Origin of the sequence: Vogesella indigofera, assembly GCF_003633895.1 — a bacterium.
In the GTDB taxonomy this organism is placed as follows: Bacteria; Pseudomonadota; Gammaproteobacteria; order Burkholderiales; family Chromobacteriaceae; genus Vogesella; species Vogesella indigofera.
Genome location: NZ_RBID01000015.1, coordinates 328,393 through 345,589, shown reverse-complemented (window position 1 = coordinate 345,589; position 17,197 = coordinate 328,393). Strand labels below are relative to the sequence as shown.

The following is a 17,197-nucleotide window of genomic DNA, read 5'->3' as shown; positions in this document are numbered from 1 at the left end:
CCGTTGCGCGGATGTTGCAGTGCAAAGGTTGGCCGCAGGGCCTCGGCATCTGTTCAAGGTCTGTCGCGCTCACGCGAGACAAGGCAAAACCGGCGGGGGCTGCGGCGTTTAGCTGGATATAAACAGGTGGCCGAAGACGTTTTTAACGCCGTATCGCCCCATCGAGATCCGAGGCCGCAGACACTGAACAGGTTCTTAGCCGGGCGGCAGCATCAGGCACTGCAAGGCGGCGGGCACCAGTTCGAAGCTGACCGGCGTGCTGCCGCACAGCTCGCCGTCCAGCTCCAGCGGGCAGTCCGCCGCCGCGCCGTCCACCTGCAGCTGGCGGCCGCGCAGGTAGCGCACCCGCGGGTCACGCAGCGGCTGCGCCGCGCGCAGTTGCGGCAGCAGGCGCAGGAAGTCCAGGCCGTTGCCGTCGCGGATCAGCACCAGCTCGAACAGGCCGTCGTTGACGCTGGCCTGCGGCGCGATGCCCAGCCCGCTGCCGAAGTAGCGGCCGTTGGCCACCGACAGGCACAGGAAACGGCCACTGATGGTCTCGCCGTCCAGCGTCAGCCGCATCAGCCGCGGCCGGAAGCGCAGCAGCGCCGCCAGCACCGCACTGGAGAAGGCGGCGCTGGCCGGCAGCCACGCCGGCAGGCGCTTCACCCGCCGCACGATGTCGCTGCTGATGCCGAGCGAGGCGATGTTGTTGCACCAGCGCACCTGCGGCTGGCCGTCGCTGCCGCGGGTGGTGACGCGGATCAGGTCCAGCGGGTAGGCGTGGCCGGCGGCGATCAGCGCCAGCAAGTCGTCGCTGTGGCGGCCGCTGCCCAGCGTGCGCACGAAGTCGTTGCCGGTGCCGCTGGGCAGCACCCCCAGCACCAGCTGCTGCCGCTGCGCCGCCGGCACGCTCATCAGACCGTTGACCACCTCGTGCACGGTGCCGTCGCCACCGACGGCGATCACCCAGCGCGCGCCGGACAGCGCCGCCTCGCGCGCCAGGCGAGTGGCGCTGCTGGCGGAGGTGGTCAGCAGCACGTCGACGCTGAACCGGTCGCGGAACGGTTGCAGCAGCTGCTGCGGCAGGCCGTCGGGGCAGTGGCGGCCGTGGATGATGAACACGATGCGGGAGATGGGCGTAGACGGAGACATGGTGAGGATCGCGATGCAGATCGCGCCATTATGCCGCCATCGCGCGTTCGCGCAATGGCGCAAGGTTGGCCGCAAGCGTTGCGACCAACCTTGCGCAGGGCTCAGCGCGTGTCCACGATCCCGCACGCTCACGCGAGACAAGGCGAAAACTGAGGGGCGCGGCGTTGAGCCGGATATCAACCAGTAGCCGAAGCCGTTTTCAACGCGGTATCACCCCCCCCCCCCGAGATCAAGCCGCAGCAGATCGTGAACAGGCGCTCAGGCGTTCAGCCTGGCCAGCAGCGCGTGGGCGACGGCTTCGGACGAGGCCGGATTCTGGCCGGTGATCAGCAGGCCGTCCTCGACGAGAAACGGCGCCCAGTCGGGGCCTTTCTCGTAACGGGCGCCGCGCGCCTGCAGCGCGTCTTCCAGCAGTAGCGGCACGATGCTGGAGAGCTGCACCGCCTCTTCCTCGCTGTTGCTGAAGCCGGTGACGCGCTTGCCGGCGACCAGCGCCTTGCCGTCGGCGCCCACGACATTGACCAGCACCGCCGGCGCGTGGCACACCGCGGCCACCGGTTTGCCGGCGGCGAGGGTGGCGGCGATCAGGCGCTGCGAGTCGGCGTTGTCGACCAGATCCCACAGCGGGCCGTGGCCGCCGGGGTAGAACACCGCGTCGTAGTGGCTGGCGTCGATGCTGTCCAGCGGCAGCGTTTCCGCCAGCCGCGCCTGCAGCGTGGCGTCGGCATTGAAGCGCTCGGTGGCCGGGGTGCTGAACGCCGGGTCGGCGCTTTTCGGGTCGATCGGCGGCTGCCCGCCGCGCGGCGAGGCGAGGGTGATGGCGACGCCCTGATCGGCCAATGCGTAGTAGGGCGCGGCGAACTCCTCGATCCAGAAGCCGGTCTTGTGGCCGCTGTCACCGAGCCGGTCGTGGCTGGTGAGCACAAACAGTACGTGTTTCATGGGCGTCTCCGTTAAGCGAATACAAGGTTGGCCGCACGCGGCCAACCTTGCGGGCAGGGCCGGCTGAGGCTTAATCGGCCAGCGCCGGGTAGTCGGTGTAGCCTTCGGCGCCACCGCCGTAGAAGGTTTCCGGCTGCGGCGGGTTCAGCTCCGCGCCGCGGGCAAAGCGCGCGGGCAGATCCGGGTTGGCGATGAACGGACGGCCGAAGGCGACCGCGTCGATCAGCCCGGCGCCGATCAGGCGCTCGGCCTTGTCTACGGTATAGCCGCCGGCGGCGATAATCGGGTGCGGATAGATGGCGCGGATCCTGGTGCGGAAGTCATCCGGCCACGCGGGGCCGCCGGCCCAGTCCGGCTCCGACAGGTGCAGGAAGGCGATGTTGCGCTTGGCGATCTCGCCGATCAGGTACAGCGCCATCTCCTGCTGGTCGGTCTCCGACAGGCCGTTGAACACCCCCAGCGGCGACAGGCGGATGCCGACGTGGGCGGCGTCCCACTCGGCGATCACCGCGTCCAGCACTTCCAGCACGATGCGGGCGCGGTTCTCGACGCTGCCGCCGTACTGGTCGGTGCGAACGTTGGCCGCCGGCGACAGGAACTGGTCCAGCAGGTAGCCGTGGGCGCCGTGGATCTCGACCAGGTCGAAGCCGGCGCGGCGCGCGTTATCGGTGGCGCGGCGGTAGTCCTCGATCAGGTCGGCGATTTCGGCGGTTTCCAGCGCGCGCGGGGTGGAGGTCGGGCTGCGTACCAGCTGGCCCATTTCGTCACGGATATTGGTGTTACTGTCGGCGCGGATCGCCGACGGTGCCAGTGGCGCGTCGCCGTTCGGCTGCAGGCTGCTGTGCGAGATGCGGCCGGTGTGCCACAGCTGGATGGCGATCTTGCCGCCGGCGGCGTGCACCGCGTCGTTGACCTCGCGCCAGGCGCGCACCTGTTCCTCGCTGTAGATACCCGGCGCGCCGGCATAGCCCTTGGCGGTCGGCGAGATGTGGGTGCCTTCGTTGATGATCAGGCCGGCACCGGCACGCTGGCGGTAGTAGTCGACCGCCAGTGCGGTCGGCACGTCGCCCGGCTCGGTATTGCGCAGGCGGGTCAGCGGTGCCATCAGCACGCGGTTGGCGAGGGTAACGGCACCGAGGTGCAGAGGGGTCAGCAGTTTGTCGGCTTGCATGGGGCGTGGTCCTTTTTCGGTAAAGAGGCGGCGATACGGGTGCTACTCACGTCCTGCGGGCAGGCAGGGCGCTCGGGTAAAAGGGCTTGCGGCCAACGTTGGCCGCGCGCTGCGCCGGCGGTTGTCGGGCGGCAGGCAGGCAATTTTCTTTCTGCTTACTAATAGACCGGTCGTCTATTTTTTTTGCCATAAAAAACCGCTCGCCCGTGGCGAACGGTACTGCGTGTCTCAGGCGGCGTTGCAGGGCAACAGCAGGCCTTGGGTGTGGGTCATCGCCGCTTGCAGCGGCGCCAGACTGTGCTGGGTCTTGTACATCAGCGCCGCGCCCAGCCACAGGCTGTACAGCGCATAGGCGGTGTCATCGGCCGGCAGCTGCGGCTTGATCGAGCCATCCTGCTGCCCGCTGCGGATACAGGCCGCCAGCTTGCGCACGATGGCATCCATGCCGTCGCTCAGCGCCACGCGCATCGGCTCCGACATGTCGGACACCTCGGCCGCCAGCTTCACCGCCAGGCAGCTTTGCGATTCGCAGCTGGCGTGGTTGTCCAGCCATTGCTGAAAGTAGGCCAGCAGCCGTTCGCGGCCGTTACCATGCTGGCTGTCGGTCAGCAGATCGCCGACCCGCTCGCGGTAACCGGCGAAATAGCGCGCCAGCAACGCCACACCAAAGTCTTCCTTCGACTTGAAGTAGTGATAGAACGACCCCTTCGGTACCTTGGCCTCGGACAGCAGCTCGGAGAGCCCCATCGCGGTAAAACTGCGGCCGTGGATCAGCACCTCGCCGACGGCAAGGATGTGTTCGCGGGTATCGGGGTATAGGCTTTGACGTGACATGTTTCAAATATATTAGACCGGTCGTCTTGATGTCAAGCACTGTGTTGGGGCAGGGTGGTTGTGTTGTGCAAATAATGCCAAAAACAAGACAGTAACGTCTAAAACCAGTACCGGCAGCTGTCCGTGGCCACTGGTCTTTACCTAGTCTTGGTGCTCAACCTTGATCACTGGGAGAGAGTCTGAAGTTCGGCCGAAGCCGTGCTTCGCAGGCGAGATATAAAGGTGGCTGCTTTCACATCGGAAACGGCCACAAAAGTATTCAGCAAACGAGGGGCGCTTCACTCAGTAGCAGCATCAGCAAAGTAGCTGCGGATCGCTGACTGTGGTGGAGCTTGGTGCACCAAGGCTTGCATCTACCCTCGGCGAATACGCAGCGCCACCATCGGTTGCTCAAATCGCCAGTCAGCTTTCGTCCGGCGTGGCCATGCGCATGGGGCGAGTTCCTATCTTCGCCCCGGTGACCTCATCTACGGCGATTGCTTTAATTTCCGTGCCCGTTTCCGCGTCGAAGAAACGGGTCAGCTTGCCGCCGCCCCGGTATTGGCGCCCCCACGCGCCAATCATGAACAGCACCGGCAAAAAATCGCGACCGGCGGCGGTCAGCAGATATTCCTCACGCGGCGGGTGTTCCGAGTAGCGCCGCTTCTCCAGCAAGCCCTCCTCGGTCAGTGTCGCCAGCCGGCGGGTCAGCATCGTCGGTGCAATGCCCAGGCTTTTCCTGAATTGGTCAAAGCGCGAGAGGCCGGCGTGGGCGTCCCGCAGGATCAATATGCTCCACGCGTCCCCGGCGACAGCCAGGCTACGCGCGATCGGGCACGGGTTATCGCAACTATTTTCGTTGTCCATACTATTTTGATAGTGACTTTCCGGTGAATTGCCAGTATTGTTCGTATCAATTCGATACTAACACCTCGACGACAAGCAATCCACCGTCACGGAGATTTCATTGATGGGCACGAACAATACAGGTATCGCTCCGGTAACCGGGGCACCCTCAAGCATCGGCGGAGCCGCCGCCGCGAGGGGAGGGATGGGCAATGTGAAATGGAAGGATGTACCGACCCGCACGATAGCCGTTGGCAGAGTAGCTTTCGCCTACCGGGAGCTTGGCCCGGATTCCGGCGTGCCGGTGATCTTCCTGCACCACCTGATGGCCGTGCTCGACGACTGGGATCCGCGTGTTATCGACGGCATCGCCGCACAGCGCCGGGTCATCGCCTTCGACAATCGCGGGGTCGGGGCTTCCGGAGGCGCGGTCCCGCACACCATCGAGGAGATGGGGCGCGATGCCATCGCCTTCATCCGCGCCCTGGGGTTCACGCAGGTCGACCTGCTCGGCTTCTCGATGGGCGGTGGCGTGGCACAGACGGTGGCTCTGCAGGCGCCTGACCTCGTACGGAGGATGATCCTCGCAGGAACGGGCCCACGGGGTGGCGGAGGCATCGACGAGGTCACCAAAGTCGCGGTTCTTGCCTACATCAAGGCGGCGTTGAGCTGGAGCGACGCAAGAAACTTCCTGTTCTTCCCCCGTACCTCGGAAGGCAAGTGTGCAGCGAGGGATTACTTCGCCGCACTGAACGAGCGCACCCAAGGCCGTGACAAGCCCATTTCCCTGCAGGCCCGACGTGCGCAACTGAAGGCGATTCGTCACTGGGGCTTGAACACCACCCATGATCTCTCCGCCATCAAACAACCTGTGTTCGTGGCTAACGGCGACAACGACCTCATGGTCGACAGCAGCCTGTCCGCCGATATGGCGCGCCGGCTGCCGAATGCCCGACTCACGATCTACCCCGATTCCGGTCACGGCGGCGTGTTCCAGCACTACCGGGCCTTTGTCCCCGCCGTGCTGGACTTCCTCGCCGACTGATCCGCTCCGACCAGAATGAAAAACCAAGGATGGAAAATCACCGCATGAAAGCCCTTACTTTCAAACGCTACGGCAAGTCGCCTGAGATCGGGCTCAGCGAGGTGCCGCACCCCACGCTCAAGGATGACGAACTGCTGGTACAGGTTCACGCTGCCGGCCTGAACCCGATCGACTACGTAGTTCCGACCGGGATGTTCAAACCGGTTCTGCATTTCCAGCTTCCGGCCACATTGGGCAGCGATCTGGCCGGCGTGGTGACCGAGGTTGGCCGCAACGTGACTCGCTTCAAGCCAGGCGATGCCGTCTTCGCCAGCATCTTCGACCTTGGCACGGGGTCGATTGCCGAATTCGCGGTGGTACCGGAGCGCGCTGCCGCGCTGAAACCGGCCAATCTGGACTTCGTGCAGGCTGCCTCGATCCCGATGGTCGGCCTCACTTCGTGGCAAGCGTTGAAGGAACGCGCCAATCTTCAGGCCGGCCAGAAGGTATTCATCCCGGCCGGCTCCGGCGGGATCGGCACCTTTGCCATCCAGCTGGCCAAGCACCTTGGTGCCAGGGTGGGCACCACCACCAGTACCGGCAACGTCGAACTGGTGCGCGGTCTGGGCGCCGACGAGGTGGTCGACTACAAGCAGCAGGCATTCGAGAACGTGCTGCGCGGCTACGACGCGGTGCTTGGCACCGTCAAGGGTGACGCGATTGAAAAGTCCCTCACCATCCTCAAGCCGGGAAGCAAGGTCGTCTCGCTGATCGGCCCGCTGGATGCCGCATTCGCGCGCGCCAGAGGCTTGAACGTCGTGCTGCGCTTTGTGTTCGGGCTGATGAGCCGCAAGATCATGCGCCTTGCCAGGCAGCGGGGCGTTAGCTACTCGTTTTTGTTCGTGCGCCCGGACGGCGGCCAACTTGGCCACATTGGTCAGCTCCTCGAGACGGAACGCATCCGGCCGGTGATCGACAAGGTATTTCCGTTCGAGCAGGCCAAGGAGGCGCTTGAGTACCTTGCCCAAGGACGATCCAAGGGCAAAGTGGTCGTCAAGATGCGGTGAATCGTCGCCATTAAGCCCCCCGTTTTTACCCACCAGACCAACAGAAGAAAACCATGAACTCATCCAGAAAAATCGCGGTTGTCACCGGCGCTTCATCCGGCATTGGCGCCATCTATGCCGATCGTCTGGCCCGGCGCGGCTATGACCTGCTGCTCGTCGCCCGACGCGGTGAGCGCCTGCAGACGCTCGCCGCACGGCTTGAACAGGCTTACGACGTCAAGGCCGAAACGCTGGTGGCCGACCTTGAGCAAGAGGCCGATCTCACGCGGCTGGAAACCGTTCTAGCTGACAATCCCGCCATCCGGGTGCTGGTGAACAATGCCGGTATTGCCAGGCTGAGCCAGGTTGCCGACGCACCGCCGCAAGACTCGCTGTCGCAGATCGCGTTGAACATCACCGCGCTGACGCGCTTGACGCATGCGGTGCTGCCGGCGTTCAAGGCCCGCAACGATGGGGTCATCATCAATATTGCCTCGGCGCTGGCACTGCATGCGCTGCCGGTAAGCGCCGTCTACAGCGGCACCAAGGGCTTCGTGCTCCATTTCAGCCGCGGCCTGCAGCAGGAACTGGCGAATACCGGCATCCGGGTCCAGGTGGTGCTGCCTGCCGCCACCGCCACCGATCTCTGGGATATCTCCGGCGTACCGCTGGCGGCACTGGCGCCGGACACGGTGATGTCTGCCGAGCATCTGGTCGATGCCGCATTGGCCGGTTTCGACCTGGGTGAGTCGGTCACTTTGCCATCCATGGCGGATACCGCGCTCTGGGAGCGATACGACACGGCACGCGCCGAGCTGTTCGCCGCGATGCAGACCGGCCAGCCTGCGCCGCGACTGCTTGACCTCTGACACCGAACGACATCCCCTGGAGATTTTTATGAGCAGCCCACTCTTCACCCCCTCCCAACTCGGCAGCCTGTCGCTGAAGAACCGCATCGTCATGGCGCCGCTGACGCGCAGCCGCGCGCTCGGCAACCTGCCCAATGAACTGATGGAACAGTATTACCGCCTGCGGGCGGAGGCCGGACTGATCATTACCGAAGGCACCTCGCCATCGCCCAACGGCCTGGGTTATGCACGCATCCCCGGACTGTTCAACGCAGAACAGGTGCAGGGCTGGCGACGGGTGACCGATGGCGTCCATCAGGCCGGCGGCAGGATTTTTGTGCAGCTGATGCACACCGGGCGGGTCAGCCACCCCGCGAACATGCCGGCCGGCGCCAGCGTGCTGGCACCCTCGGCGGTTGCCGTTCCCGGCGAGATGTGGACCGACAGCGACGGCATGCAGCCGCATCCGGTACCACGCGAAATGAGCGAGGCGGACATTGCGCACAGCATCGCCGAATATGCGGCGTCGGCCAAACTGGCGATAGCGGCCGGTTTCGATGGCGTCGAGCTGCATGCGGCCAACGGCTACCTGATCGACCAGTTCCTCAATACCGCTTCCAATCAGCGCCATGATCGCTGGGGCGGCGCGGTCGAAAACCGCATCCGCTTCGCGGTCGAAGTCGCCAGGGCAACCGTCGCCGCCATTGGCGCCGAGCGCGTTGGCATGCGGATCTCGCCGTATGGCGTCTTCAATGCCCAGCTGCCGGATGCCGAGATGGACGAGGTGTACCTGCGTCTGATCGAGGAGTTGAATGCGCTCGGCCTGCTCTATATCCACATCGTGGATCACAGCGCCATGGGGGCGCCGGAAGTCAGCCCCGCATTGAAAGCCAAGCTCCGTGCCTCGTTCGACGGGCAATACATTCTTTCCGGTGGCTACGATGTCGCCCGCGCCGATGCCGATCTCGACGCCCAGCGTGGCGACCTGGTGGCATTCGGTCGTCCGTTTATCTCGAACCTGGATCTGGTCGCCAAGCTGAAGTCGGGACAGGAACTGGTGGCACCTGATTTCGCTACCTTCTATACGCCTGGAGCAGAGGGCTACACCGATTATTGAAGCCTGACTCAGGTCACATAGCTGTCATTTAGGCGACGGGTGTGAAACTGGCCGCGTTAGAGGCAGAAGCGGACATCTCGCCTCTCTGGGGAAGTTGACCGCTTCGGCCGATGTCCTGCCAACCCTCCCACATGATTGACTGGAGGTCGGCCAAAGCAGACGGTTTGTTGCGCTATAACTATGGAATACAAGTTAAGAAGATTGGTCACGGCTAGAGCAGTGTTGTCACAGAGATGTTTTCTGCCGAGTCCAATCACGTACCGCCTGTGTAAATAGCCTGAGTGCCGCCGGTGGATGGCGATTGGCCGGGTAATAAAGACTCAGGCCAGGCAACGTGGGACTCCAGTCTGGCAAGAGGTAGATCAGTTGTCCTGATGCAACATACTCGGCAACCAGATATTCCGGCACCCAGGCAATCCCAATCCCTGCCAGCGCGGCTTCCAGCATCAGATTGCCGTTGTCCAAGGTCATTGGCCCTGCGGCATCTAGCGTCATACTGACCCCGCCGCGCATCAGATCCCAGTGATACAGCGCTCCGCTGCTAAAGCGGAAACGCAGGCAGCGATGGTGCTTTAGTTCTTCCGGCGTACGTGGCGGCTCATGCTGCGCCAGGTAAGCGGGAGATGCTACGGCGACAAATTTCCAGTCTGCTCCGAACTTGATGGCGACCATGTCACGTGGCACATCCTGCAAGACACGAATGCCAGCGTCGAAGCCATCGGCCACGATATCCACAAGGCGGGTATCGACGACGAACTCGACATGAATGTTCGGGTAGGTCGCCAGAAAAGCCGGCAGCACATTCCTGATCAAGATTCTCGCCCCCGCTTCTGCGGTGCTGATCCGGATCGAACCGGAAGGTCGGTCGCGCGATGAAGCCATCTCATTGACCGCATCCTGAATATCACCGAGCGCAGGTGCAACACGACGCAGAAACAGCTCCCCTGCCTCAGTCAGCGCAACCGAGCGGGTGGTGCGGTTAAACAACCGCGTGTTGAGACTCGCTTCAAGGTTTTTCACTGTGTGACTGAGTGCCGACGGCGATACGCCCAGTATCCGCGCTGCGGCGCGAAAACTGCGCTGCTCGGCGATGGTAATGAAGGCGGTCAGTTCGGAGAGGCCAGTGCGCAGCATAGTTGAAAATTATTGAACAGATCGTGAAACATTACATCCATTGTTCGTCAGCTTGCAACACCCTAGGATTAACGGATACCGCAGCATTTCCCTGCTCCGAACGTTTTTGGGGCATTGCCGGAAGCAAGGCGCGCCTGTGCATTTCTGCCGGCTTGGCCTCTACTCAGCGGTGCTGCATTTGATGAAAACCGTGTAACGAAGGAGTGGAAATGAGCAATGCTGAACTTGATGTAAATCGCCGGAAGTTCATTGGTAGCTCGATGGCGCTCGTCTCCAGTGCCGCCATTACCGGTGCAGGGCTTGTAGGGTGCGCACAGGCGCAGACCCGCAGCACACTTGTGTCATCCGCTCAGCCAGGGGCGCGACGCAAGCTTGGTCAGCTGGAAGTGTCCAGCGTCGGCCTTGGCGTCCAGAACATGGCCCGCACCTATCAAACGACAGTCCCCGCCCGCCCCGAGATGATCGACATCATCCGTGCGGCCCATGACCACGGCGTCACTTTTTTTGATACCGCCGAGGCCTATGGCCCGCATGAATGCGAGCGCATCCTCGGCGAAGCCATCGCCCCGTTCCGCAACAAGGTCGTGATCACCAGCAAATTCGGCTGGAACATCGACCCGCAGACCGGCGAGCGCCGTCCGGGGCTGATCAGTCGTCCAGACCACGTCAAACAGGCGGTGGAAGGCATGCTCAAGCGTCTGCGCACCGACCGGATCGATCTGCTCTATCAACACCGGGTCGATCCGCAGGTACCGATCGAAGACGTTGCCGGCGCCATCAAGGACTTGATGGCCCAGGGCAAGGTGCTGCACTGGGGCTTGTCCGAAATGGGGCTGCAAACCTTGCGCCGCGCCCATGCCGAGTTACCTGTTACTGCAGTACAGAGTGAGTACTCGATGTTCTGGCGTGGCCCGGAGAAGGAAGTCCTGCCCCTGTGCCAGGAGCTGGGCATCGGTTTTGTACCCTGGAGTCCGCTCGGGGTGGGCTTCCTGACCGGCGCCATTGACCAGAGGACTAGCTTTGCCGACGGCGATTTCCGCAAGAGCGAAACCCGCTTCTCACCCGAAAACCGGGAACACAATCTGGCGCTGGTCAGCCTTGTGAAAAGCTGGGCGCTGCGCAAGAAAACGACACCCGCGCGGATTGCGTTGGCCTGGTTGCTGGCACAGAAGCCCTGGATTGTGCCCATCCCCGGCACGACCCAGATGGGCCACCTGCTCGACAACATCGGTGCCCGCGAAGTGGCCTTCGACACCGATGAGCTTCAGGCGCTGAATGCGTCGCTGGCGGCCATCACGATCCAGGGGGAGCGGCTACCGCCGGCAGTGCTTGCCTACAGCGGGGTCGAGGCGCCTTTGAAGTGATATGTGCTAGCGCTTGCCAGCCTCGAGCGCACATCAATGCCTGGATGGCAAACAGCAGGTGTAAAAGCGACTGCGCCACTAACGCCGCACACTGATTGCAAAAAATATCTCGCTAGGGGAGTAATGGTGAAATACCGCACGCTCGGTAACAAACTTGAAGTCTCGGCCATGGGCCTGGGATGCATGTCGATGACCGGTGCCATATATGGTGCACCGGCGGATAAACGGGAAATGGTCCAGCTTCTGCGCTCCGCGCATGAACAGGGCGTAACGCTGTTCGACACCGCCGAAGCCTATGGCCCTTTCAGTAACGAAGAATTGCTCGGAGAAGCCCTTGCGCCGATCCGCGATCAGGTAGTCATTGCCACCAAGTTCGGTTTTGACATTGATCCGGTCACCGGTCAGCGTGGCCCTGGCACCAATAGCCGACCAGCGCATATCAAGGCGGCGGTCGACGCCAGCCTGAAACGCCTGCGTACCGACTACATCGACTTGCTCTTTCAGCACCGGGTCGACCCTGCCGTCCCGATCGAGGACGTCGCAGGCACCGTCAAGGAGCTGGTGGCCGCCGGCAAGGTACGCCATTTTGGCCTTTCGGAGGCCGGAGTGGCCACGATCCGTCGCGCCCATGCGGTGCTACCGCTCACCGCCGTACAGAGCGAGTACTCGATGTTCTGGCGCGGTCCGGAAATGGAGCTGCTGGCCACCCTTGAAGAACTCGGCATCGGGTTTGTCCCCTTCAGCCCGCTCGGTGCCGGCTTTCTCACTGGCAAGATCGATGAGAGTACACAGTTCGACCCGACGGACTTCCGTAACGTCGTTCCGCGCTTCTCGGCAGAGGCCCGCAAAGCCAATCTGGCGCTGGTGGAGGTACTCAAGTCCATCGCCGCCAGCAAGGGAGCAACGCCGGCACAGATTGCCCTGGCCTGGCTGCTTGCACAGAAACCATGGATCGTGCCGATTCCGGGCACCACCAAGCGGCACCGCCTTGAGGAGAACCTGGGGGCGGTCACTATCGAACTCGGAGCCAATGATCTCGCACGCATCCAATCCTTGCTGGCGGGAATCGAGATTCAGGGTGAACGTCTGCCGGAAGCAGTTCTGATGACTGGTCTTTGATTCACCGGCCCCTACTCAATGGTCCGAGTGGCGCTCACGCTCTACCTGCGCCGCTCCAAGCGCCTCAGCAATCCCGACCCGGCACGCGTTTCCATCGTTGAAGGAGACGTATTGGATCAAACCATGCTGGAGGCGGCAATGCGCGGGCAGGGCGTGGTCTATGCCAATCTCGCCGGCGATATGGCGGCACAGACCGGCACGATCATCGCCGCGATGAAGGCAGTCGGCCTCAAACGGCTGATCTTCATCAGTTCGATGGGTATCTACAGCGAAGTGCCGAGCGAGCGTTATCGCAGCGTACTGGATCCCTATCGCGATGCTACGGCGTTCATCGAAGCCTCGTCCCTCGACTACACTTTTCTGCGCCCAGGCTGGTTCATCCGTGACAAAACGGTGAGTTACCAGCTCACACAGAAGGGTGAAGCCTTCCGTGGCCATGACGTGTCGCTGAATAGCCTATCTGACCTCATTGTGAAGCTCGCCTTGGTCCCGCACTTGGAAGTCCGCCGCAGTCTTGGAGTCAGCACGAAATGAACGCAATACGCCCCCAAGCCAGGCTCCGCCATCGTATGGTGCTTGCCATCATCATGGCGAGCTACCTGATGCTCGTGATCGACATCTCCATCGTGCTCACCGGCCTGCCACGTATCCAGGCCGATCTTGGCTTCACACCGGCTGGGCTGTCGTGGATTCAGAACGCCTACACGCTCGCTTTTGGCGGCTTCCTGCTGCTCGGTGCGCGGGCGGGCGATATTCTCGGTCGGCGACGTATGTTCATCACCGGACTTTCTATCTTCACACTGGCCTCACTGGCTATCGGTGCTGCGCAGTCGCCAGTCTGGATGATCGCCTCCCGCGCTGTACAGGGTTTCGGTGCCGCCGTGCTTGCCCCCTCGACGCTGGCACTGATCACGACACATTTCGAGGAGGGGCATGCGCGTAACCGCGCACTCGCCTGGTATGCGGCGGCGGCTGGTATTGGTGCCACGCTGGGCCTTGTGCTCGGTGGCCTGCTGGCCGATCTGATTTCCTGGCGTGCCGGTTTCCTGATCAACCTGCCGATCGGCGCGGCACTCATCGTTGGTACCTTGCGCCATATCCACGAGACCGAGCGCCACAACGGGCGTTTCGACATCGCCGGCGCACTCAGCTCCACCTTGGGCATGTGCGCGCTGGTATTCGGTATTGTCGAGGCCGCCGATGCGGGTTGGGGTGCCGCGTTGACGCAGGCAAGCATTGCTGTGGGAGTGGTGGTACTGGCCGCTTTTCTATGGATCGAACGTCACGCCAGTCAGCCGCTGCTTCCGCTAGCCATGCTGACCAGTGCGCAGCGCAATGGCGCCTATGCCGCTCGACTGCTCTTTCTCTCTGGCATGGCGGGATTCTGGTTCTTCACCGCGCAATACCTGCAAGGTGCACTGGGTTTTTCCCCGATGCAGGCCGGCCTGGCTTTCATTCCGGTAACGGTGCCGCAGTTTCTGGCATCGGTGAGCGTGCCACATGTTGCCCATCGCATCGGGCAGCGACGCATGCTGCTAGCGGGGCTGGCGTTGTGCGTGTTGGGACTGGCATGGCTCAGTATCACTGCCGCGCAGATGTCCTACCTTGGTGGCGTGGTGTTACCGATGCTGCTGACCGGATTCGGCCAAGGTTGGGTGCTCGCGCCGCTCACGGTAGCCGGTGTTACCGGCGTGGAGGGACGCAATGCTGGCGCTGCTTCCGGACTAGTCAACGTCGCCCACCAACTCGGTGCCTCACTCGGCTTGGCCGTCCTGGTTGTGGTATATGCAGGCGGCCACACCTCGGCATTCGATGCCTTCGGTTTGGCTTGGCATACCGGCGTCACGATGGGAGTGGCAGCTTTACTGCTGCTGGCCGCACTCTCCGTGTCTGCTCGCTACATTGACTTTGACACTGACCGATCGAACTGAATCACTGAATTGCCTCTCGTTTACTAGATACTTATATGGCTGTTTTCAATATGAAAGCAGCCATCTTTTATTTGGTACACGAAGGACCGCTATGGCCGACAAACGGCTTGCCGCACGGTTGGCCAGGCCGCAGGTCGGGCAAAGCGGGCGCCCAGGCTCAGTGCGGAGTTGTCCGCTACCTCTGTGATTCATCCCCGTGGCGCTCAACGGCCACAGCCAGCGCAGCACCGCCCGGCCACCTCAGGACGCGATGTGCAGTGTCTCGATCCGGTTGCGGCCGTTTTGCTTGGCGACATACAGCTGCCGGTCGACGGCCTGGATGAAGTCGGTGGTGGTCAGCCTGTCGCCTGGCATCACGGTGCCGACGCCAATGCTGACGGTGACGCGCTGGCCGTGCGGCGATTGTGAGTGGGCGATTGCCAGTTTCTCGATCAGCCGCTGGCAGCGCTCGGCGACGCGCTGCGCGCCGTTGGCGTCGGTTTCCGGCAGCATGATGATGAATTCCTCGCCGCCGTAACGCGCGACCAGATCGCGCGGGCCGGCCAGGGCCAGATTCAGCGTTTGCGCGATGCGGGTCAGGCAGTGGTCACCGGCGATGTGCCCGTACAGGTCGTTGAACTGCTTGAAGAAGTCGACATCGAACAGGATCAGCGACAGCGGCAGGCGGCTGCTGCGCGTGTTTTGCCACTCCAGGTCCAGGCTGGTGTCGAAGCGGCGCCGGTTGGCAATGCCGGTCAGCCCGTCCTTGAACGACAGCGCTTCCAGCTCTTTTTGCAGCACCAGCAGTTTTTCTTCCGTCTTCTTGCGCTCGCTGATATCGAACATGAAGCCGATCAGCGACTCGACCTCGCCCTGCGCATTGCGCACCACGTGGACGACATCGCGTATCCACACGTAGCCGTTTTCCTTGGTCAGCGCCCGGTAGTCGGCTTCGTGGTCGACCCCGGCCTTGGATTGCGCAACACAGAAATTCACCACGTTGTCGCGATCCTCCGGATGGATGCGCTGCGCCCAGTCGTTGGCGGACGCCCAGCTTTCCTGGCTCCAGCCCAGCAAGGCCTCGATTTGCGGGCCGATGTAGGCAAACTGCATGGTGGCCCAGTCGATTTTCCACGGGATGGCCTTGGTCGACTCCAGAAGGGTTTTATAAACCGCGTTGTCGCTGCTGAGTTCGCTTACGTCGGACATGCCTCACGTCTCCTTGAACGGTGTCGGGGTAGGGGCGGCTGGGCGCATGGTGCGGGGGCTAACCATCGCGGCCTGCCCATGGCGCTGGCAACAGTATGCCATTGCCACCGATGGCCGGGCTTGCATGGCCGCCATGCGGCGGCCGTGGCTCACCGTGTCGTCTGCAATTGATGCAGTTCGGCGACAGTCATGGTGAAAACCAGCTTGTCGGTGCCCTCGTTCGCATAGCAGTGCGGCATGTCGGTTCTGGCGACGGCAGAGCAACCCGCCGCGATGATCAGTTCGGTGTTGTCCACCGTCAGCTTCAGCTGCCCTTGCTCGACATGAAAAAGCTCGAAGGTGCCGGCCGGGTGTCCGGCGGACTCGAAGCGCTCGCCCGGGTGCAGCTGCCAGCGCCACAGTTCGATCATGTTGGGGCCGCTGGTCCCGGCCAGCAGGCGGGCGCTGCCGCCGCCGGGGCCGCTCCACAGCGTCGGGATGTCCTTGCTGTCGATGAGATGGGCGGAGGGGGCGCTGGCCACGTTCACGATATCGGCCACCGACACGCCCAGCGCCGCCGCGAGCTTGCACAGGATGGCGATGCTGGGATTGGCGATGCACTTCTCGATTTCGACCAGCATGCCCTTGCTGACGCCGGCGCGGCGGGACAGCTCGTCCAGTGAGAGTTTCTGCTGCTTTCTGTGCTGTTTGAGCTTGCCGGCAACCGCCGCGCTGACGAACTGCACATCGGCACCGGAGTCGGTCGATATATTGACTTTTTTGGTCATTAGTCACTAGCATGGGATAAATTAGTCACCAAAGGATTCTCCAATGCGCGCCATCCTGCCGTCAATCGCACCAGCTATCGTTGAGCTGGCCCCGGATTTCCGGGCGCTCAGCATCAGCGTCGACGCTGCCGCCATCGTCAATCCGGGCATTGCCAGCGCAGCACTCAGCCGGGCCTGCCAGTCGCTGTCCGCCGGCGAGGCCGCGTGGGCGGATGCCCATCTGCTGGCGTGGGCAGAGGTGTTCCGCAAGTTTGGCGCCAAACCGCAGCGCACGCCTTGCTCGGCCGAAGCCCTGCGCAAGCGCGTGCTGCGCGACGGCAGCCTGCCGAGCATTGACCCGATCGTGGACCTCTACAACGCCATCAGCATCGAATACGCCGTTCCGGTCGGTGGTGAAAACTTTGCGGCATACGTCGGCGCGCCAAGACTGGTCATCGCCGACGGCACCGAGCGCTTCGACACCATGAAGGACGGCGTGCTGGCCCACGAGTCGCCAGACGCCGGAGAAGTGGTGTGGCGTGACGATGTCGGCGTCACCTGCCGGCGCTGGAACTGGCGGCAAGGCGTCCGGACCCGGCTGAGTGCCGAGGCACAGCAGATGTGGTTCATCCTGGAAAGCTTGCCGGCGATGCCGCTGGCGGCGCTGCATGCCGCCGGTGAGCGCCTGGCGCAGGACCTGCAAGGCATGATGCCCGGCGCCCGCATCGATTCGCAGCTCATCGGCTGCGGGCCACAGTAAAGAAAGGCAAGGTC

General features: G+C 63.0%; 17 protein-coding genes. 9 read left to right on the top strand and 8 right to left on the bottom strand.

All coding sequences use genetic code 11. The features are described 5' to 3' along the window. Nucleotides 1-195 precede the first annotated feature (195 nt). From C8E02_RS11600 to C8E02_RS11580, 5 genes are all read right to left on the bottom strand, one after another. The gene (locus C8E02_RS11600; RefSeq protein WP_120810896.1) at nt 196-1,134 is read right to left on the bottom strand and encodes a diacylglycerol/lipid kinase family protein; all 939 of its coding nucleotides are present in this window, start codon (nt 1,132-1,134) and stop codon (nt 196-198) included. 258 nt (nt 1,135-1,392) lie between these two features. After that, the gene (locus C8E02_RS11595) at nt 1,393-2,076 is read right to left on the bottom strand and encodes a type 1 glutamine amidotransferase domain-containing protein (RefSeq protein WP_120810895.1); all 684 of its coding nucleotides are present in this window, start codon (nt 2,074-2,076) and stop codon (nt 1,393-1,395) included. A 70-nt stretch (nt 2,077-2,146) separates the two neighbouring features. Next, nucleotides 2,147-3,247 (bottom strand): N-ethylmaleimide reductase, encoded by a 1,101-nt coding sequence (gene nemA, locus C8E02_RS11590; protein WP_120810894.1) that lies wholly within the window; start codon nt 3,245-3,247, stop codon nt 2,147-2,149. Nucleotides 3,248-3,475: 228 nt separating this feature from the next. Then, nucleotides 3,476-4,081, bottom strand: a complete 606-nt coding sequence (locus C8E02_RS11585; protein ID WP_120810893.1) for a TetR/AcrR family transcriptional regulator — start codon at nt 4,079-4,081, stop codon at nt 3,476-3,478. A gap of 402 nt (nt 4,082-4,483) precedes the next feature. Beyond that, a complete protein-coding gene (locus tag C8E02_RS11580) occupies nt 4,484-4,927 on the bottom strand; it encodes a winged helix-turn-helix transcriptional regulator (protein ID WP_120810892.1) in 444 nt (147 codons plus the stop codon). A 184-nt stretch (nt 4,928-5,111) separates the two neighbouring features. Between C8E02_RS11580 and C8E02_RS11575 the strand changes: the two genes are divergently transcribed. Genes C8E02_RS11575 through C8E02_RS11560 form a run of 4 tightly spaced genes read left to right on the top strand, consistent with a single transcriptional unit; the run spans nt 5,112 to nt 8,941 of the window. After that, the gene (locus C8E02_RS11575) at nt 5,112-5,951 is read left to right on the top strand and encodes an alpha/beta fold hydrolase (RefSeq protein WP_245961136.1); all 840 of its coding nucleotides are present in this window, start codon (nt 5,112-5,114) and stop codon (nt 5,949-5,951) included. A gap of 44 nt (nt 5,952-5,995) precedes the next feature. Further along, the gene (locus tag C8E02_RS11570) at nt 5,996-6,997 is read left to right on the top strand and encodes an NADP-dependent oxidoreductase (protein WP_120810951.1); all 1,002 of its coding nucleotides are present in this window, start codon (nt 5,996-5,998) and stop codon (nt 6,995-6,997) included. Nucleotides 6,998-7,050: 53 nt separating this feature from the next. Continuing rightward, entirely contained in the window at nt 7,051-7,845 is a 795-nt protein-coding gene (locus C8E02_RS11565) for an SDR family NAD(P)-dependent oxidoreductase (RefSeq protein ID WP_120810890.1), read from the top strand. A 28-nt stretch (nt 7,846-7,873) separates the two neighbouring features. Further along, on the top strand, nt 7,874-8,941 hold the full coding sequence (locus tag C8E02_RS11560; RefSeq protein ID WP_120810889.1) for an alkene reductase: 1,068 nt from the start codon (nt 7,874-7,876) through the stop codon (nt 8,939-8,941). A gap of 225 nt (nt 8,942-9,166) precedes the next feature. Here the strand turns inward: C8E02_RS11560 and C8E02_RS11555 are convergent, their stop codons facing one another. Beyond that, nucleotides 9,167-10,075, bottom strand: a complete 909-nt coding sequence (locus C8E02_RS11555) for a LysR family transcriptional regulator (protein WP_120810888.1) — start codon at nt 10,073-10,075, stop codon at nt 9,167-9,169. A gap of 209 nt (nt 10,076-10,284) precedes the next feature. On the opposite strand from C8E02_RS11555, the gene C8E02_RS11550 reads away from it, so the two are divergent. From C8E02_RS11550 to C8E02_RS11535, 4 genes are all read left to right on the top strand, one after another. Continuing rightward, nucleotides 10,285-11,439: an aldo/keto reductase gene (locus C8E02_RS11550; RefSeq protein WP_170152152.1), complete on the top strand. Its 1,155-nt coding sequence runs from the start codon at nt 10,285-10,287 to the stop codon at nt 11,437-11,439. A gap of 123 nt (nt 11,440-11,562) precedes the next feature. Next, on the top strand, nt 11,563-12,558 hold the full coding sequence (locus C8E02_RS11545; protein WP_245961133.1) for an aldo/keto reductase: 996 nt from the start codon (nt 11,563-11,565) through the stop codon (nt 12,556-12,558). A 27-nt stretch (nt 12,559-12,585) separates the two neighbouring features. Continuing rightward, a complete protein-coding gene (locus C8E02_RS11540) occupies nt 12,586-13,092 on the top strand; it encodes an NAD(P)H-binding protein (RefSeq protein WP_211329232.1) in 507 nt (168 codons plus the stop codon). A gap of 35 nt (nt 13,093-13,127) precedes the next feature. Next, nucleotides 13,128-14,489, top strand: a complete 1,362-nt coding sequence (locus C8E02_RS11535; RefSeq protein ID WP_211329231.1) for an MFS transporter — start codon at nt 13,128-13,130, stop codon at nt 14,487-14,489. Between the two features lie 240 nt (nt 14,490-14,729). On the opposite strand, the gene C8E02_RS11530 is transcribed toward C8E02_RS11535, so the two are convergent. Then, nucleotides 14,730-15,677 (bottom strand): sensor domain-containing diguanylate cyclase, encoded by a 948-nt coding sequence (locus C8E02_RS11530; protein ID WP_120810885.1) that lies wholly within the window; start codon nt 15,675-15,677, stop codon nt 14,730-14,732. Nucleotides 15,678-15,826: 149 nt separating this feature from the next. After that, entirely contained in the window at nt 15,827-16,444 is a 618-nt protein-coding gene (locus C8E02_RS11525) for a helix-turn-helix domain-containing protein (RefSeq protein WP_120810884.1), read from the bottom strand. 43 nt (nt 16,445-16,487) lie between these two features. Here C8E02_RS11525 and C8E02_RS11520 point away from each other — a divergent pair, with 43 nt between their 5' ends. Then, nucleotides 16,488-17,183 carry a B3/B4 domain-containing protein gene (locus C8E02_RS11520; protein ID WP_120810883.1) on the top strand — a complete coding sequence of 232 codons (696 nt, stop codon included), beginning with the start codon at nt 16,488-16,490 and terminating at the stop codon, nt 17,181-17,183. Nucleotides 17,184-17,197: the final 14 nt, after the last annotated feature.

Bases quoted from the DNA above. Each gene is read 5' to 3' on its own strand.
- C8E02_RS11600 (WP_120810896.1), bottom strand. From the start codon at position 1,134: ATGTCTCCGTCTACGCCCATCTCCCGCATCGTGTTCATCATCCACGGC.
- C8E02_RS11595 (WP_120810895.1), bottom strand. From the start codon at position 2,076: ATGAAACACGTACTGTTTGTGCTCACCAGCCACGACCGGCTCGGTGAC.
- nemA (WP_120810894.1), bottom strand. From the start codon at position 3,247: ATGCAAGCCGACAAACTGCTGACCCCTCTGCACCTCGGTGCCGTTACC.
- C8E02_RS11585 (WP_120810893.1), bottom strand. From the start codon at position 4,081: ATGTCACGTCAAAGCCTATACCCCGATACCCGCGAACACATCCTTGCC.
- C8E02_RS11580 (WP_120810892.1), bottom strand. From the start codon at position 4,927: ATGGACAACGAAAATAGTTGCGATAACCCGTGCCCGATCGCGCGTAGC.
- C8E02_RS11575 (WP_245961136.1), top strand. From the start codon at position 5,112: ATGGGCAATGTGAAATGGAAGGATGTACCGACCCGCACGATAGCCGTT.
- C8E02_RS11570 (WP_120810951.1), top strand. From the start codon at position 5,996: ATGAAAGCCCTTACTTTCAAACGCTACGGCAAGTCGCCTGAGATCGGG.
- C8E02_RS11565 (WP_120810890.1), top strand. From the start codon at position 7,051: ATGAACTCATCCAGAAAAATCGCGGTTGTCACCGGCGCTTCATCCGGC.
- C8E02_RS11560 (WP_120810889.1), top strand. From the start codon at position 7,874: ATGAGCAGCCCACTCTTCACCCCCTCCCAACTCGGCAGCCTGTCGCTG.
- C8E02_RS11555 (WP_120810888.1), bottom strand. From the start codon at position 10,075: ATGCTGCGCACTGGCCTCTCCGAACTGACCGCCTTCATTACCATCGCC.
- C8E02_RS11550 (WP_170152152.1), top strand. From the start codon at position 10,285: ATGAGCAATGCTGAACTTGATGTAAATCGCCGGAAGTTCATTGGTAGC.
- C8E02_RS11545 (WP_245961133.1), top strand. From the start codon at position 11,563: ATGGTGAAATACCGCACGCTCGGTAACAAACTTGAAGTCTCGGCCATG.
- C8E02_RS11535 (WP_211329231.1), top strand. From the start codon at position 13,128: ATGGTGCTTGCCATCATCATGGCGAGCTACCTGATGCTCGTGATCGAC.
- C8E02_RS11530 (WP_120810885.1), bottom strand. From the start codon at position 15,677: ATGTCCGACGTAAGCGAACTCAGCAGCGACAACGCGGTTTATAAAACC.
- C8E02_RS11525 (WP_120810884.1), bottom strand. From the start codon at position 16,444: ATGACCAAAAAAGTCAATATATCGACCGACTCCGGTGCCGATGTGCAG.
- C8E02_RS11520 (WP_120810883.1), top strand. From the start codon at position 16,488: ATGCGCGCCATCCTGCCGTCAATCGCACCAGCTATCGTTGAGCTGGCC.